This window comes from Herbidospora sp. NBRC 101105 (assembly GCF_030269205.1).
Taxonomy (GTDB): Bacteria; Actinomycetota; Actinomycetes; order Streptosporangiales; family Streptosporangiaceae; genus Herbidospora; species Herbidospora solisilvae.
Genome location: NZ_BSSX01000004.1, coordinates 519,647 through 534,485, shown reverse-complemented (window position 1 = coordinate 534,485; position 14,839 = coordinate 519,647). Strand labels below are relative to the sequence as shown.

The following is a 14,839-nucleotide window of genomic DNA, read 5'->3' as shown; positions in this document are numbered from 1 at the left end:
CAGAAAGCGCTCTCGCGCTCGGATCGTCCTGCTACTTCTGGACTTTTGTCAAGACTAGGTTTAACTTGCAGGAAACCCGCGAGAACTTTGAGAAAGCGCTCTACCTGATTCAGGAGATCCTTGGATCAAGCCTCTGAGCTGCTGAGACGTGTGAAAACTCCAGGGAACGTTCCCTGGAGGTCACGACGATCGTTATCTCTCAGCCCATTGACAACCCCACGGGCCCAGCTCGACCCTCACTCCAGGGAACGTTCTCTTCATGATCAAAAATAGGAAGGTTCCATCGGCATGTCTCACCCCCCTCGCCGCCGTGCCGCGCGGCTGCTGGTGCCCCTGATCGCCGCTTCCCTCCTGGCCGCCGCCTGTGGTGGTGGGGAGAGCACGCCGGCCCCCGGAGCCGCCAGCGGCGGTGCCGCCGCTCCCGCCGAGCCGGTCAAGCTGACCGTGGCCCTCTTCAGCGACTTCCACTACGGCCCGCTGTACGAGGAGTTCAAGAAGACCCACCCGAACGTCGAGATCACCGAGCGCCGGGCGCAGTTCAACGACCACCACAACAACCTGGTCACCCAGGTCGCCACCGGGGCGGGCGCCGCCGACATCGTCGCCGTCGAGGGCGGCTTCATCGCCACCTTCCGCGAGGTCGCCGACAAGTTCCACAACCTCAACGACTACGGCCTGGGCTCACGCCAGTCCGAGTACCTCGACTGGAAGTGGCAGCTCGGACTGTCGAAGGACGGCTCCCAGCTCATCGGCCTCGGCACCGACGTCGGCGGCCTGGCCATGTGCTACCGGCCCGACCTCTTCAAGGAGGCCGGCCTGCCCACCGACCGCGACGAGGTCAGCGCCCTGTGGCCGACCTGGGAGCAGTACGTCGAGACCGGCAAGAAGTTCGTCGCCGCGGGCGGCAAGGCCGCCTTCACCGACGGCCCCGGTGAGCACTTCCGCGCCATGGTCGAGCAGGCCCCCGTCGGCTTCTACGACACCAGCGACAAGGTCGTCGTCGGCACCAACCCCGACGTGCGCAAGGCCTGGGACATCTCGGTCTCCATGATCCAGAACAAGCTGTCGGGCAAGCTCGTCGCGTTCACCCCCGAGTGGACCACCGGCATCGCCAAGGGCACCTTCGCCACGATGGTCTGCCCCGCCTGGAAGACCGGCGTGATCAAGGACCAGAAGCCCGGCGAGGGCACCTGGGACATCGCGGCCGTGCCCGGCGGCGGCGGCAACCAGGGCGGCACCCACCTGCTCGCCCCCAAGCAGGGCAAGCACCCCAAGGAGGCCGCCGAGCTGATCAACTTCCTGACCAGCAAGGAGAGCCAGCTCACCCTGTGGAAGGACGCCTCGGCCCTGCCGTCGCTGCCCGCCCTCTACACGGACCCGGCCGTCGCCGACTTCGTGAACCCCTACTTCGGCGACGCCCCCATCGGCAAGATCTTCACCGACGCCGCCAAGGCGCTGAAGCCGCAGTACACGGGCCCCAAGGCCGGTGACGTGAACGTCGCCATGGGCAACGGCCTCGGCCGCATCGAACTCCAGGGCCAGGACCCCGAAGAGGCCTGGAAGCAGGCCGTCGCGGACTCCGAGAAGATCAAGTAGCCGTACGCCGCGGGGTGGCCGGTCCGGCCACCCCGCCTTCCCTTGAGAGGAGCGCCATGGCCACGCGTGCCCCCGAACGTGCAGCGCCGCCACGGCGACCGGGAGGCAAGCGCCGGGTGACCGCCCGCCACTGGCGGCACGCCGTCGACGTCAAAGCCTCCCCGTACGCGTACGTCGCCCCGTTCTTCCTGCTGTTCTGCGCCTTCGGGCTGTTCCCCATCGGCTACACGCTCTGGGTGAGCCTGCACGAGTGGACGCTGCTGGACGACGAGCACACCTTCGTCGGCCTGGAGAACTTCCGGGTCCTGCTGGCGGACTCGTACTTCTGGAACGCCACGTTCAACACGTTGTCGATCGGCCTGCTGTCGATGCTGCCGCAGTTGCTGCTGGCGCTGTGGCTCGCCCATCTGCTGAACCGGCCGCTGCGGGCCCAGAACTTCTTCCGGATCACCCTGTTGCTGCCCAACGTCACCAGCGTCGTCGCGGTCGTGGTGATCTTCTCGCAGATCTTCGGCCGCGACTTCGGCCTGATCAACTGGGTCATCACCAGTTTCGGGTTCGACGGCATCGCCTGGCGTGACGGCACCCTGAGCTCCCATGTGGCCATCTCGACGATGATCATGTGGCGGTGGACGGGCTACAACGCGCTCATCCTGCTGGCCGCGATGCAGGCCGTACCGAGAGAGCTGTACGAAGCCGCCACCATCGACGGCGCGTCGAGCTTCACCCAGCTCCGCAAGGTCACCGTGCCGATGATCCGGCCCACCATCGCCTTCGTGGTGATCACCTCGACCATCGGCTCGATGCAGATCTTCGCCGAGCCGCTGCTGTTCGGCGCCTACACCCTCACCGGCGGGCAGGACCGGCAGTACCAGACGCTCTCGTTGTTCTTCTACGAGAACTACATGCGCCTCGACTTCGGCTTCTCGTCGGCCATCTCCTGGATGATCTTCGTCTTCATTCTGATCATCGCCGGGATCAACTACCTGCTCACCAACCGGATGAAGGGAAGCATCCGATGACCGGCCGTCGGGTCAACAACCGGCTGACCTATCTCACCCTGACCGCGGTCGCGTTCTTCTTCACGATCCCGCTCTACTACTCGATCGTGGTGGCCTCGCGCGACAACGCGTCGCTGGCGTCGGTGCCGCCGCCGCTCTTCCCCGGCGGCAACTTCTTCGAGAACGTCTCGCGCGTCTTCGACACGGTGCCGTTCGGCCTCGCCATGATCAACTCGGTTCTGGTGGCGGGCTCGATCTCGATCTCGGTCATGTTCTTCTCGACCCTGGCCGGCTTCGCCTTCGCCAAACTGCGCTTCCGCGGCCGCAACATCCTGCTGCTCATGACCGTCGGCACGATGATGGTGCCGACCCTGGCCGGCATCATCCCGCTCTACATCCTCATGGTGAAGCTGGAGTGGGTCGGCTCCCTGTACGCCGTCGTCGTGCCCGCCCTGGTCAACGCGTTCGGCGTGTTCTTCATGACGCAGTTCCTGTCCCGCGCGCTCCCGACCGAGCTCCTGGAGGCGGGCCGCGTCGACGGCTGCACGACCTGGGGCCTGGTCTGGCACGTCGTCTTCCCGGCGGCCCGCCCGGCGGCGGCCGTGCTCGGCATGCTGACCTTCATGACGGCCTGGAACGACTACATGTGGCCGCTCATGGTGCTGACCCCGGAGAACCCGACGGTCCAGGTGGCGCTGTCGACCCTGGCGGCCGGCTACGTCAACGACTACGTGATGGGCCTGGCGGGCACCGCGCTCGGCACGCTGCCCCTCGTCATCGTGTTCGCACTTCTCGGCAAGCACATCATCGGAGGAATCATGCAGGGGGCGGTCAAGGGATGACGCCGGAAATCCAGTTTCCCGAGAGGTTCATCTGGGGTGCCGCCACGGCGTCATACCAGGTGGAGGGGGCCGCCCGGGAAGACGGTCGCGGCGTGTCCATCTGGGACACCTTCGCGCGCACCCCCGGCAAGGTCGCCGACGGTCACACCGGCGACGTCGCCTGCGACCACTACCACCGCTACCCGGAGGACGTGCGCCTCATGGCCGATCTCGGCCTGGGCGTCTACCGGTTCTCCACCGCCTGGCCCAGGGTCGTCCCCGACGGCTCGGGCCCGGCCAACCCGCGCGGCCTCGACTTCTACGACCGCCTGGTCGACGAGCTGCTGGGCGCCGGGATCACCCCGTACGTGACCCTCTACCACTGGGACCTGCCGCAGAACCTGGAGGACCGCGGCGGCTGGGCCAACCGCGACACGGCCTACTACTTCGCCGACTACGCGGCGGCCGTGCACGCCCGGCTCTGCGACCGGGTCTCGACGTGGACCACCCTGAACGAGCCGTGGGTCTCGGCGTTCCTCGGCTACGGCAGCGGCGTGCACGCCCCCGGCGTCACCGACGCCCCGGCCGCGTTCAAGGCGGCCCACCACCTGCTGCTCGCCCACGGCCTGGCCGCCCAGAACCTCACGGGCACCCTGGCGCTGACGCTCAACATGGCCCCGGTGGTCACCCCGGCCCAGATCCTCGACGCGGGGATCGCCCTGTCGCAGGGGGACTCCGACGCCGTCAGGCTGGTCGACGCCCTGCTCAACCGCCAGTTCCTCGACCCGGCGCTGAAGGGCACCTACCCGGCCGAGGTCCTGGAGATCGTGGAGCGGCACGGCGGCCTCGACCACATCCGCGACGGCGACCTGGAGATCATCAACCAGCCGCTCGACCTGCTCGGCATCAACTACTACAACCCGTGCGTGATCCAGGCGTCGCCCGGCGCGGTGGCGCCGTTGGCGTGGCCCGGCACGGACGGCGTCGACTTCGTCTCCATCGAGGGCCCGCAGACCGCCATGGGCTGGCCGATCATCCCGTCGGGCCTGTCGCGGCTGCTGGTCCGGCTGTCGCACGACTACCCGGACGTCGGCCTGCTGGTCACCGAGAACGGCGCGGCCTTCCACGACAAGGTCGTCGGCGACCGCGTGCCCGACGGCGACCGGGTCGCCTACCTCGACGGTCACCTGCGCGCCTGCCACGATGCCATCGCCCAGGGAGCCGACCTGCGCGGCTATCTGGTGTGGTCCCTCTTCGACAACTTCGAGTGGGCGGAGGGATATCACCAGAGGTTCGGTATCGTGCGGATCGACTACGCCACGCAGCGCCGCCTCCCCAAGGACAGCGCTCTGTGGTACCGGGACGTCATCCAGCGGAACGGCATCGAGTGAAACGTCCAACCTTGGAGGCGGTCGCCGCCCGCGCCGGCGTGTCCAAGTCGACCGTCTCAAGGGTGGTCAACGGCGACACGACCGTGACGCCGAACTTCCGCGAGCTGGTGCTGCGGGCGGTGAACGAGCTCGGCTACGTGCCCAACTCGGTCGCCCGCAGCCTGGTGACCCAGCGCACCAACTCCATCGCCCTGGTGGTCTCCGACCCGCCCGCCGGGTTGTTCTCCGACGACCCCATGTTCTCGGCGGTGGTGCGGTCGGCGTCGCGGGCCCTTGAGGCGGCGTCCAAGCAGGTCGTCCTCATGCTCGCCGGGTCCGACGAGAGCCGCGTGCGGGTCCAGGAGTACGTCGCCGCCGGCCACGTCGACGGCGTGATGCTGGTGTCGTTCTACGGGGCCGACCCGCTGCCCGCGGCCCTGATGCGGATGGGCCTGCCGATGGCCTCCTTCGGCAAGCCCGTCTCGGCCCCCTCGGTCCCCTACGTCGACAACGACAATCTCGGCGGAGCACGCCAGGCGGTCGAGCACCTGCTGAGCCGGGGCCGGCGGCGGATCGCCACCATCTCGGGCCCGCTCGACATGATCGCCTCGCAGGACCGCCTGACCGGCTACCGGGAGACGCTGCGCGACACCGGCCGCCGGTCGATCATCGCGGTCGGCGACTTCACCCGGGTGTCGGGCGACCAGGCGATGTGCCAGCTCCTCGAAGACGACCCGGGCCTCGACGCCGTCTTCGCCGCCAACGACCTGATGGCGATCGGCGCCCTCCACGCCCTGCGCAGGGCCGGTCGCCGGGTGCCCGACGACGTGGCCGTGGTCGGGTTCGACGACATAGAGGCCGCGCTCTACACCGACCCGCCGCTGACGACGGTCCGCAGCCCGATGGCCGACCAGGCGCTGGCGGTGGTCAGCCTGCTGCTGGGGCTGTTCGAAGACGGGCGCGCCGACCCGGTGATACTGCCGACGGAACTGGTGGTCCGGGAGTCGAGCTGAGGCGGGCCTGTCATGTTCGGCGTCCTCTCGGCGCGGGGCGTCCCGTCCCGCCGAGGTCGGGACCGTCGCCTCACGACACCCGCCCACCCCGGCGGGGATCCTCGTAGGGTCGTCACCCGGCCCGAGGAAAGCCCATGTCACCGAAGTCCATCGTCATCGCGGTCGGCGTCCTGCTCGTCATGGACCTGACTGGCGCCGGCATCTCCGTGTCCGCCGGGCTCAACGCCGACCTCCTGGAGGCCCTCGGCCCGACGGCCCGGTTGTCGGCGCCGCTCCCGATGATGGCCGCCCAGGCGGTCCTGGCCTTCGCGGTCACCCGGGAGCGCCGCGCCGTCGCGATCCCGGCCGCCGTGCTGCTGGTCGTCGCGGGGGTGCTGGCCTTCGTCTCCGGCTTCTTCGACGGCGGGTACGCCGCCGAGCTCACGACGGGCCAGCGGGCGTTCCAGATCGTGCTGGTCAGCGGGCATCTGGTGCTGAGCGCCCTGGCGGGGGGCCGGCTGGCGGGGCTGCTGCGGTCAGCGGCGTAGCGCCCACTCGACGGCCGGGCAGCGGTTCATGACGACGTCGAGCCCGGCCGCCAGCGCCCGGTCGCCGGCCGCCTCGTCGTACACGTCGAGCGGCAACCACACCGCGCCCGCGCCCACCGCGATCGCCTCGTCGATCACGCCCCCCGCGAAGGCGGTGCGCCGGTAGATCGCCACCACGTCGATCGGGACGGGGACCTCGGCGAGGGCCGGGTAGGTCGTCTCGCCCAGGACCGGCCTGCCGTCGGGATGCACCGGGATGATGCGTTTACCGCGCCGCTTCATGAGTTCCGCCTGGTTGTAGACGGTCCGGGCCGGATCGCCGGAAAGGCCGACGAAGGCCCAGGTCGTCGTGTCGTTCAGCAGGCGCCTGATGACCGTCGGGTCGGCGAAACGATCTCCCATGTCTTGGTGCAACAAGCCGATCACCGGGTCTCTTCCGGCACAGGTCAGGGCGGGTTTCACGACGGCACCCATGACGTTTGCCCACACAGGATTGATTGAACTTGTAACTAGAAGCTCTTGGGGTTATCCGGAATTCTTCCTGTTAGCAGAAAGCAGGGAGATGGCAGTGAATGACCAGTATGAGCTTTATTGCCTCGCGGACCGGCTTTTCTATGACACCGCCGACCGGCGCGGAACCGCAATTCCGGATTTCGCCGTGGCCGGCCGTGAGGTTCCGCGTGGCTGGTCCCACCAGCCGTCCGACACCTGGTTCCACTACGCCCCGACCGGCCATGACGTCCCGCCGCAGGGCTGGAAGATCCACGTGTCGGCCGGGCTGGCCGACGCGGCGCGGGTGCTGGAAATCGTCTGGGACTATTGCGTCGAACGTGATATCCCATTCAAATTCCTGCGCAGCCGGTCTGTCGTCACGATGCTCAACTCGAAAGGCGCGGCGCGGGGCGCGAGCGGCAAACTGGTCACCATCTACCCACGTCAAGACTGCCTGGAGCTGACGCTCAAGGAGCTCGACGGCCTGCTGGCCGGGGTGCGCGGGCCCTACATCCTGAGCGACCTGCGCTACGGCGACGGGCCCCTGTTCGTCCGCTACGGCGGGTTCACGGCCCGGCGCTGCGTCGCCGCCAACGGCGACCTGGTGCCGGCGATGGAGAACGACCGAGGCGAACTGGTGCCCGACGTCCGGGGGCCGTCGTTCACCGTGCCCGACTGGGTCGAGCTGCCCGACTTCCTCGCGCCTCACCTCGAGGCCAGGAACGCGGTCACCACGACCGACCTGCCCTACACCGTCGACTCCGTCATGCACTTCTCCAACGGCGGCGGCGTCTACCTCGCCACCGACAGGCGGAGCGGCGAGCGGGTCGTGCTCAAGGAGGCCCGGCCGATGGCGGGGCTCGACGCGGCCGAGCGCGACGCGGTGGCGCGGCTCCAGCACGAACGCGACGTCCTGCGGCGGCTCGACGGGCTCGACTGCGCGCCCGGCTACCGCGACTACTTCGTGCTCGGCGACCACCACTTCCTGGTGACGGAGTTCGTCGACGCCACGCCGCTGCAGCGCACCCTGGTCCGCACGTTCCCGCTGACCAAGGCCGACGCGACGGCCGAGTCGATCGCCGAATACACCGTCTGGGCGCTCGACACGCTGCCCAAGGTGCGGGCCGCGATCGAGGCGCTGCACGAACGCGGGGTCGTCTTCTGCGACCTCCATCCCAACAACATCCTGATCACGCCCGAAGGGCGGCTCGTCCTCATCGACTTCGAGGTCGCGACCTTCATCGAAGACCGCGGGCGGTCGGTGCTGGCCCATCCGGCCTTCCAGGCGCCGGCCGACCGCCGGGGCGCCGACGTCGACCTCTACGCCCTCGCGTGTCTCACGCTGGGCCTGTTCGCGCCGCAGCTCACGATCACCGTGCCGCTGGCGCGGGCGAAGGCGGGCCAGCTCGGGCGGCTGATCGTCGACACGTTCCCGGTGCCGCCCGAGCTGATCAAGCGGGCCGTCCACACGATCAGCGGGCCCATCGGGGGCGGGCCCACTGCGAGTGTGACCCTGGGCGATCCCATGGCGGCGATGGCGCGGGCGATCCTCGCCAGCGCCACGCCGGAGCGGACCGACCGGCTCTTCCCCGGCGACATCGCCCAGTTCCGGCCCGGCGGCGGGGTCAACCTGGCCCACGGCGCGGCGGGCGTGCTGTTCGCGCTCGACGCGGCCGGGGCCGGACGCTACCCCGAGTTCGAAGAGTGGCTGCTCCGCCAGCGGCCGGAGTCGCCGCCCGGCTTCTACGACGGTCTCCACGGCGTCGCCTACGTGCTCGACCGCTTCGGCCACGTCGACCGGGCGCTCGACCTCGTCGACCGGGCGATGGCCGGGCCGTGGCGCGATCTCGACCTCGGTCTGTGGTCGGGGCTGGCCGGCATCGGGCTCAACCTGCTCCACCTGGGGCTCGACGCCCGCCCGCTGATCGAGTTGTGCGCCGAGCGGCTGCCTCACGACGTACCCGACATCTCGGGCGGCGCGAACCCCAGAGCCGGTCTGCTCCACGGCCTGAGCGGTCCCGCCCTGTTGTTCCTGCGCGCCTACGACCACACCCGCGACCCCGCGCTGCTCGACCTGGCCGAACGGGCGCTGCGCCTCGACCTGAAGCGCTGCGTCACCACGTCAGACGGATCGCTGCAGGTCAACCAGGGCTGGCGGACCCTGCCCTACCTCGACGAAGGCTCGGTCGGCATCGCGATCGTGCTCGCCGACCTGCTGCGCCAGCGGCCCGGCTCACCGCTGGCCGACGCCCTGCCCGACCTGCTCAAGGTGGGCCGCTGCCGGTTCTTCGTGCAGCCCGGCCTGTTCGCCGGGCGGGCCGGCATGGTGCTGGCCGACCGCACCCTGATCCCCGGCCTCGACTGGCACGTCCTGCCCTACCGCGACGGGATCGCCTTCCCCGGCGACCAGCTGCTCCGGCTGTCGATGGACTTCGCGACCGGCACCGCCGGCGTCCTCTACGCCCTCAGCGGCACCCCGTTGCCCTTCACGCATCCACTCGGCGCGGAGCCCTACGCCGCGCCCGGTGGTGTCCCCCTTCGCCCATCGGCCAAGGAGGTGATCGGGGCCCCGAACAGCTAGCTCCACCTTTCTAAAGATCTCGAATGTCCTCCCGATAGAGAAACTTCGTAAAGGAGCATGACCATGGTTCTTCTCGACCTTCAGGCGATGGAGCTTCCCGGCGGCGGCTACCCCGGTGGCGGCGGCCACGGCGGCGGCGGCAGCACGCTGACCCTGCTCGGCTGCGCGTCCCAGACGCCCAGCAACCTGAGCCTGCTGCTCTGCCACTAGGCACCCGATCGGGGGCCCCGGGCTCGCGGGAGCCCGGGGCCCTCCCCGTTTTCGAAGTCTCCGCCCACGTGAAGAGAGGGAGTCGGCGTTGCGACCGGCCGACCGGCTGACAACCGAGGCGATCAGGCGTAGCGGGCCCGCGGCGGGCGTGCTCGCCGCTGTCGCCCTCATCGGCGCCGGCCTTGAGCTGGCACTGCCGTTCGTGCTCGGCCGTGCCGTCGACACCTTCTCCCCGACCTGGGTGGGCTGCGCCGGGGCCGTCGTGGTGCTCCTCGTCGCCTGCGACGGTCTCGGTGTCTACATGAGCGCCACCGGTGGCGCGCGGGCGGCGGCCTGGTTGCGCCACCGGGCGCTCTCCCATCTGCTCGGCGCCGGTCCCGGCGTGACCCGGCGCATCCCCGAGGGCGACTTGGTGACCCGGCTCGGCCTCAACGCCGAAGAGGCCGGGCGCGCGGCCGACGCCGTGGTCGCCTCGGTGGCGCTGGTGGTGCCGTCGGCCGGGGCGCTGGTCCTGCTGGTGCTGATCGATCCGTGGCTGGCGCTGACGCTGGCGGGCGGGCTGGTCGCCATCGCGTTCGTGCTGAAGCGGTTCCTTAAGGTATCCACGGTGATCGCCGGCGGCTACCAGGAGGCGCAGGCCGACATCGCCGCGCGCCTGGTCGAGGCGGTCGGCGGCGCCCGTACGATCGCGGCGGCCGGAACCGCCGAACAGGAGACCCGGCGGGTGCTGACCGCCCTTCCGACGGTGCGCGGCCACGCGATGGCGTTGTGGCGGGCCAACGCCGATGCCGGGGTGCGGGCCGCGATCGTGGTGCCGCTCCTGGAGGTGCTGGTGCTGGCCGTGGGCGGCTGGCGGCTGGCGGCCGGTGAACTGTCGGCCGGCGAGCTCTACGCCGCCACCCGCTACGTGGTCATCGGCGCGGGCCTCGGCCCCGCGATCGGCTCGCTGGGCCGGCTGGCCCGCGCCCGCGCGGCCGGAGCGCGGCTGGCCGACGTCCTCGACGAGTGCCCGAGGGCCCACGGGGTGCACACGCTGCCCCCCGGCCCCGGGACCCTGACGTTCCGCGACGTCCCCGGCCTCGACGTGGAGATCCAGGGCGGCAGCTCGGTGGCCGTCGTCGGCACGGGGAGCACCCGGTTCGCGCGGCTCGCGGCCCGCCTCGACGACCCGGAGACCGGTGAGGTGCTGCTCGACGGGGTCCCGCTGCGGTCGCTGACCCGGGAGTCGCTCAGAACCGCCGTCGGCTACGCCGTCGCCAGGCCCCACCTGGTCGGCGACACCATCGCCGACGCGACCGGCGGCTCCCGCGCGGCGGCCGTGGCGGCCGGGGCCGACGACTTCATCCGCCGCCTGCCCCACGGCTACCAGACCGCCCTCGCCGAGGCCCCCATGTCGGGCGGCGAACGCCAGCGGCTCGGCCTGGCCAGGGCCTTCGCGAAGGGAAACCGCCTGCTGGTGCTCGACGACGCCACCTCCAGCCTCGACACCATCACCGAACGCCAGGTCTCCACGGCCCTGTCCGCCGACACCCGCACCCGCGTCACGGTGACCCACCGGGCCGCCGTCGCGGCGCGTGCCGACCGGGTGATCTGGCTGCACGACGGGCGGGTGCGCGGCTTCGACCGCCACCTCGTCCTCTGGCACGACCCCGGCTACCGGGCCGTCTTCCAGGGCGGGGAGACGCGGTGATCACCTTCGGCCCTCACACCCGGATCGGGGTGTTCCTCTGGCGGGCCTTCCACGCCCGGCCGGGCCAGGTGCGGCGGTTCGTCCTGTGGTCGCTGGTCGAGGCGGCGCCGGCGTTCGTCATCGGGCTGGCCGTCGCGCGGGCCGTCGACGCGTTCACCACCCACCAGGCCGTCGCGGGACTTTCGTGGACGTTCCTGCTCGGCCTCTCCTGGATCTTCGCCGCCGTCGGTGGGCGGCAGGGGGTCGTCACGCTGGCGACCATCGTCGAGCCCGTCCGCGAGGAGCTGCTGACCACGACGATCCGGGGCGCCCTGGAGGCCGGGCGAGACGACCCCGCCGCCGTCACCCGGGCCAACCTGCAGGTCGAGGTGGCGCGCGACGCGTTCACCGGGGTGATCGGATCGGTGAAGGCGTTCGTGTTCGCCCTCCTCGGGGCCGTCGCCGGGGTCGTGGCGCTGATGCCCGAGCTGCTCCTGCTGGTGCTGCCGCCGCTGCTGCTCGGGCTGGGGGCGTTCCTCTTCTCGCTGCCCGAGCTGGCCAGGCGGCAGCACGCCTACCTGCTCGCCGACGAGGCCACCGCCGAGAGCCTGGTCAAGGTCACCGCCGCGCTCGGCGACATCGCCGCGTCCGGCGACGAAGACCACGCCGCCCGATACGCCGGCGCCCGATTCGACCGCCAGCGGCGCGCGGCCGGCCGGCTGGCGACGGTCACCACGCTCCGGACCGTCGTGCTGGGCGCGGGGGCCTGGGCGCCGATCCTGCTGGTGCTCGCCTACGCGCCCCGGCTGGGGGCGACCCCGGGGGTCGTGCTCGGGACCCTCGCCTATGTCATGCAGTCGCTCACGCCCGCGCTGTTCAACCTGGCCAGTGGGCTGGGGGAGAGCGGAGTGCGGCTCTGGGTCACCCTGGCCCGGCTGCGGGCCGCGCTGCCGCCGCCGCAGGAGGAGACCCGCAGGGCCGAGGGGGTGCACACCGAGCTGAAGGAGGTCACCTTCGCCTACGGGCCCCGGGCGCTGCCGGTCGTCGACCGCCTCGACCTGGTCATCCCCGAAGGGGAGCACCTCGCCGTCGTCGGGCCGAGCGGCATCGGGAAGTCCACCCTCGCCGCGCTGATCGCCGGGCTGGTCGTGCCCGATCAGGGGCGGGTGACCGTCGGCGGGGTGCCGGCCGCCCGGCTCGACCGGGGGCAGCGGGTGCTGATCCCGCAGGAGGCCTACGTCTTCCGGGGGACCGTCGCCGAGAACCTCGGCGACCACGACCCCCGGCGGATGCGGCAGGCGCTCGACGCCATCGGGGCCGCACACGTCAAACTCCAGGCCACCGAGCTCGGCCCGGCCGACAGGCAGCTCGTCGCGCTGGCCAGGGCCTATCTCGCCGACGCCCCGCTGGTCATCCTCGACGAGGCCACCTCCTGCCTCGACCCGGCGGCCGAGGCCCGCGTCGAGCAGGCCTTCGCGGAGCGCGGCGGCACCCTCGTCGTCGTCGCCCATCGCATCAGTTCGGCGCTGAGGGCCCGGAAGGTGCTGGTCATGGACGGCACCCGCGTCGTCGCCGGCACCCATCAGGAACTCCTCGCCGCCTCCCCCCTGTATGCGGATCTGGCCGGGCATTGGGACCCCAGACTCAGGCAGGTGTCATGATCGAGATCATTCACGGGCACGTCGTCTCCGACCCCTACCGCTGGCTGGAAGACCCGGCCTCCGACGAGACGCGGGCCTGGCAGGCGCAGCAGGAGGTCGTCTGGCGCAGCCAGCTCCTCCCCGGCCGCGACCGGTTCCGGGCCAGGATCGACGAACTGAGCGACACCGGCGTCGTGGGCGCCCCGATCTGGCGGGGCGGCATCGCCTTCCGCGTCCGCCGTGATCCGGGCCGCCGCCTGCCCGTCCTCTACGCCGACGACCGGGTGGTCCTCGACCCCGAGGCGCTCGACCCGGGCGCGACCACGCTGCTCGACGCCTGGCATCCCTCGCCCGACGGGACGCTGGTCGCCTGCCAGCTCTCCCGGGGTGGTGACGAACGGTCCGAGCTCTACGTCCTCGACGCCCGGACCGGCGCGCTCGTCGACGGCCCGATCGGGGGCCTGCGCCACTCGCCGGTGGCCTGGCTGCCGGACGGCGACGGCTTCTACTACGTCCGCGACCGGCGGGCCCGCGTCCACCGCCTCGACGGCGACGACCTCGACGTGGCCGACGCCGACGGCATCGCCCTCAGCGCCGACGGCCGGTGGCTGACCCTCTCGGTCAACCGGGGGGCGGGCAACGACGTGTGGTTGTGCGACCTGGTGAGCCCGTCGCGGCGGGTCGTCCAGCAGGACGTCGCGGCCCGGTCGGCCGTGGCGGTGGGGGGCGACGGGAGGGCGTACATGATCACGACCCTCGACGCCCCCCGGGGGCGGCTGCTGGTCGCCGACCCGGCCGCGCCCGACGACTTCCGCGACCTTGTGCCCGAAGACGCCGAGGCCGTGATCGCCGACTTCGCCCTGCTCGACGGGGTCCTCCTGGTGGCGTGGGTGCGCCATGCCATCGGGGAGATCTCCGTCCACGATCCCGAGACCGGGGAGCGTCAAGGAGCGGTCCCGCTCCCCGGTCTCGGCTCCCTCGGGCGGATGTCCGCCCGAGGCCACGAGGTCTGGTTCACCTACTCCGACTACGTCACCCCCGAGAGCGTCTACCGCTACGACGCCCGCACCGGCGAGACCACCCTCTGGGAGGCGGCCCCCGGCCGGGCCGAGTTGCCCGAGATCGAGTCGCACCAGGTCGTCTACCAGTCGGCCGACGGCACGCCGGTCCGGATGGTCGTGCTCGGCAAGGGCCTGCCGGGCCCCCGGCCGTGCATCCTCTACGGCTACGGCGGGTTCGGGGTGCCGCTCACGCCCTCCTACTCCTCCTATGTGCTGCCGTGGCTGGAGGCAGGCGGCGTCTTCGCGTTCGCGCAGGTCAGGGGTGGTGGCGAAGAAGGGGAGACGTGGCATCGGGCGGGCATGCGGGGGCGGAAGCAGAACTCGTTCGACGACTTCGCCGCCGCCGCCGAGACCCTGATCGCGGCGGGCTGGACGACCCCCGCCCTGCTCGGCGTCACCGGCGAGTCGGGCGGCGGGCTGCTCGTCGGGGCGCTCATCACGCAGCGCCCCGAACTGGTCGCCGCCGCCGTGTGCTCGGCGCCGGTGCTCGACATGATCAGGTTCGAGAAGTCGGGGCTGGGCAGCTCGTGGGTGCCGGAATACGGCTCCGCCGACGACCCCGAGCAGTTCGCCTGGCTGATGGCCTACTCGCCCTACCACCACGTCAAGGAGGGCGTCGACTACCCCGCGACGCTTTTCACGGTCTTCGACGGCGACAGCCGCGTCGACCCCCTCCACGCCCGCAAGATGTGCGCGGCCCTCCAGGGCGCGACGTCGGGGGTGCGGCCGATCCTGTTCCGCCACGAGACCGGGGTCGGCCACGCGGGCCGTTCGGCCGACCGGGCGGCCGGGCTGGCCGCCGACATGCTCGCCTTCCTCGCCCGCGAGCTGGGCGGTCTCGACGACGACTAGGGCGGC

The 14,839-nt window shown here is 71.2% G+C and carries 12 protein-coding genes; 11 read left to right on the top strand and 1 reads right to left on the bottom strand.

Translation table 11 applies throughout. The features are described 5' to 3' along the window. Positions 1–288: 288 nt before the first annotated feature. The 6 genes from QSK34_RS19810 (at position 289) to QSK34_RS19785 (ending at position 6,328) form a co-directional block, all read left to right on the top strand. Positions 289–1,596: an ABC transporter substrate-binding protein gene (locus tag QSK34_RS19810; protein ID WP_030456970.1), complete on the top strand. Its 1,308-nt coding sequence runs from the start codon at positions 289–291 to the stop codon at positions 1,594–1,596. A gap of 56 nt (positions 1,597–1,652) precedes the next feature. Next, positions 1,653–2,618 carry a carbohydrate ABC transporter permease gene (locus tag QSK34_RS19805; protein ID WP_285585729.1) on the top strand — a complete coding sequence of 322 codons (966 nt, stop codon included), beginning with the start codon at positions 1,653–1,655 and terminating at the stop codon, positions 2,616–2,618. Beyond that, positions 2,615–3,439 carry a carbohydrate ABC transporter permease gene (locus QSK34_RS19800; RefSeq protein WP_285585728.1) on the top strand — a complete coding sequence of 275 codons (825 nt, stop codon included), beginning with the start codon at positions 2,615–2,617 and terminating at the stop codon, positions 3,437–3,439. The genes QSK34_RS19805 and QSK34_RS19800 overlap by 4 nt, the downstream gene beginning before the upstream one ends. Further along, on the top strand, positions 3,436–4,809 hold the full coding sequence (locus tag QSK34_RS19795) for a GH1 family beta-glucosidase (protein ID WP_285585725.1): 1,374 nt from the start codon (positions 3,436–3,438) through the stop codon (positions 4,807–4,809). Before QSK34_RS19800 ends, QSK34_RS19795 begins: the two co-directional genes overlap by 4 nt. Continuing rightward, positions 4,806–5,801 (top strand): LacI family DNA-binding transcriptional regulator, encoded by a 996-nt coding sequence (locus QSK34_RS19790; RefSeq protein WP_285585724.1) that lies wholly within the window; start codon positions 4,806–4,808, stop codon positions 5,799–5,801. The genes QSK34_RS19795 and QSK34_RS19790 overlap by 4 nt, the downstream gene beginning before the upstream one ends. Positions 5,802–5,935: 134 nt before the next feature. After that, the gene (locus QSK34_RS19785) at positions 5,936–6,328 is read left to right on the top strand and encodes a hypothetical protein (RefSeq protein WP_285585723.1); all 393 of its coding nucleotides are present in this window, start codon (positions 5,936–5,938) and stop codon (positions 6,326–6,328) included. Here QSK34_RS19785 and QSK34_RS19780 read toward each other — a convergent pair. Next, entirely contained in the window at positions 6,317–6,730 is a 414-nt protein-coding gene (locus QSK34_RS19780; protein ID WP_285585722.1) for a CoA-binding protein, read from the bottom strand. The two genes, QSK34_RS19785 and QSK34_RS19780, sit on opposite strands and share 12 nt — an antisense overlap. A gap of 160 nt (positions 6,731–6,890) precedes the next feature. On the opposite strand from QSK34_RS19780, the gene lanKC reads away from it, so the two are divergent. The 5 genes from lanKC (at position 6,891) to QSK34_RS19755 (ending at position 14,833) form a co-directional block, all read left to right on the top strand. Further along, positions 6,891–9,401: a class III lanthionine synthetase LanKC gene (gene lanKC / locus QSK34_RS19775; RefSeq protein ID WP_285585720.1), complete on the top strand. Its 2,511-nt coding sequence runs from the start codon at positions 6,891–6,893 to the stop codon at positions 9,399–9,401. A gap of 63 nt (positions 9,402–9,464) precedes the next feature. Further along, on the top strand, positions 9,465–9,611 hold the full coding sequence (locus QSK34_RS19770; RefSeq protein ID WP_156046157.1) for a SapB/AmfS family lanthipeptide: 147 nt from the start codon (positions 9,465–9,467) through the stop codon (positions 9,609–9,611). Positions 9,612–9,699: 88 nt separating this feature from the next. Then, complete coding sequence (locus tag QSK34_RS19765; protein ID WP_285585719.1) at positions 9,700–11,301, top strand: ABC transporter transmembrane domain-containing protein; 1,602 nt, start codon at positions 9,700–9,702, stop codon at positions 11,299–11,301. Further along, positions 11,298–12,941, top strand: a complete 1,644-nt coding sequence (locus QSK34_RS19760) for an ATP-binding cassette domain-containing protein (protein ID WP_285585718.1) — start codon at positions 11,298–11,300, stop codon at positions 12,939–12,941. Before QSK34_RS19765 ends, QSK34_RS19760 begins: the two co-directional genes overlap by 4 nt. After that, positions 12,938–14,833 carry a prolyl oligopeptidase family serine peptidase gene (locus QSK34_RS19755; RefSeq protein ID WP_285585716.1) on the top strand — a complete coding sequence of 632 codons (1,896 nt, stop codon included), beginning with the start codon at positions 12,938–12,940 and terminating at the stop codon, positions 14,831–14,833. The genes QSK34_RS19760 and QSK34_RS19755 overlap by 4 nt, the downstream gene beginning before the upstream one ends. Positions 14,834–14,839 lie beyond the last annotated feature (6 nt).

Excerpts from the sequence above, each read along its gene's own strand:
- QSK34_RS19800 (WP_285585728.1), top strand. The coding sequence starts at position 2,615 with ATGACCGGCCGTCGGGTCAACAACCGGCTGACCTATCTCACCCTGACC.
- QSK34_RS19755 (WP_285585716.1), top strand. The coding sequence starts at position 12,938 with ATGATCGAGATCATTCACGGGCACGTCGTCTCCGACCCCTACCGCTGG.
- QSK34_RS19780 (WP_285585722.1), bottom strand. The coding sequence starts at position 6,730 with ATGGGAGATCGTTTCGCCGACCCGACGGTCATCAGGCGCCTGCTGAAC.
- QSK34_RS19810 (WP_030456970.1), top strand. The coding sequence starts at position 289 with ATGTCTCACCCCCCTCGCCGCCGTGCCGCGCGGCTGCTGGTGCCCCTG.
- QSK34_RS19805 (WP_285585729.1), top strand. The coding sequence starts at position 1,653 with ATGGCCACGCGTGCCCCCGAACGTGCAGCGCCGCCACGGCGACCGGGA.
- QSK34_RS19795 (WP_285585725.1), top strand. The coding sequence starts at position 3,436 with ATGACGCCGGAAATCCAGTTTCCCGAGAGGTTCATCTGGGGTGCCGCC.
- QSK34_RS19785 (WP_285585723.1), top strand. The coding sequence starts at position 5,936 with ATGTCACCGAAGTCCATCGTCATCGCGGTCGGCGTCCTGCTCGTCATG.
- QSK34_RS19770 (WP_156046157.1), top strand. The coding sequence starts at position 9,465 with ATGGTTCTTCTCGACCTTCAGGCGATGGAGCTTCCCGGCGGCGGCTAC.
- lanKC (WP_285585720.1), top strand. The coding sequence starts at position 6,891 with ATGGCAGTGAATGACCAGTATGAGCTTTATTGCCTCGCGGACCGGCTT.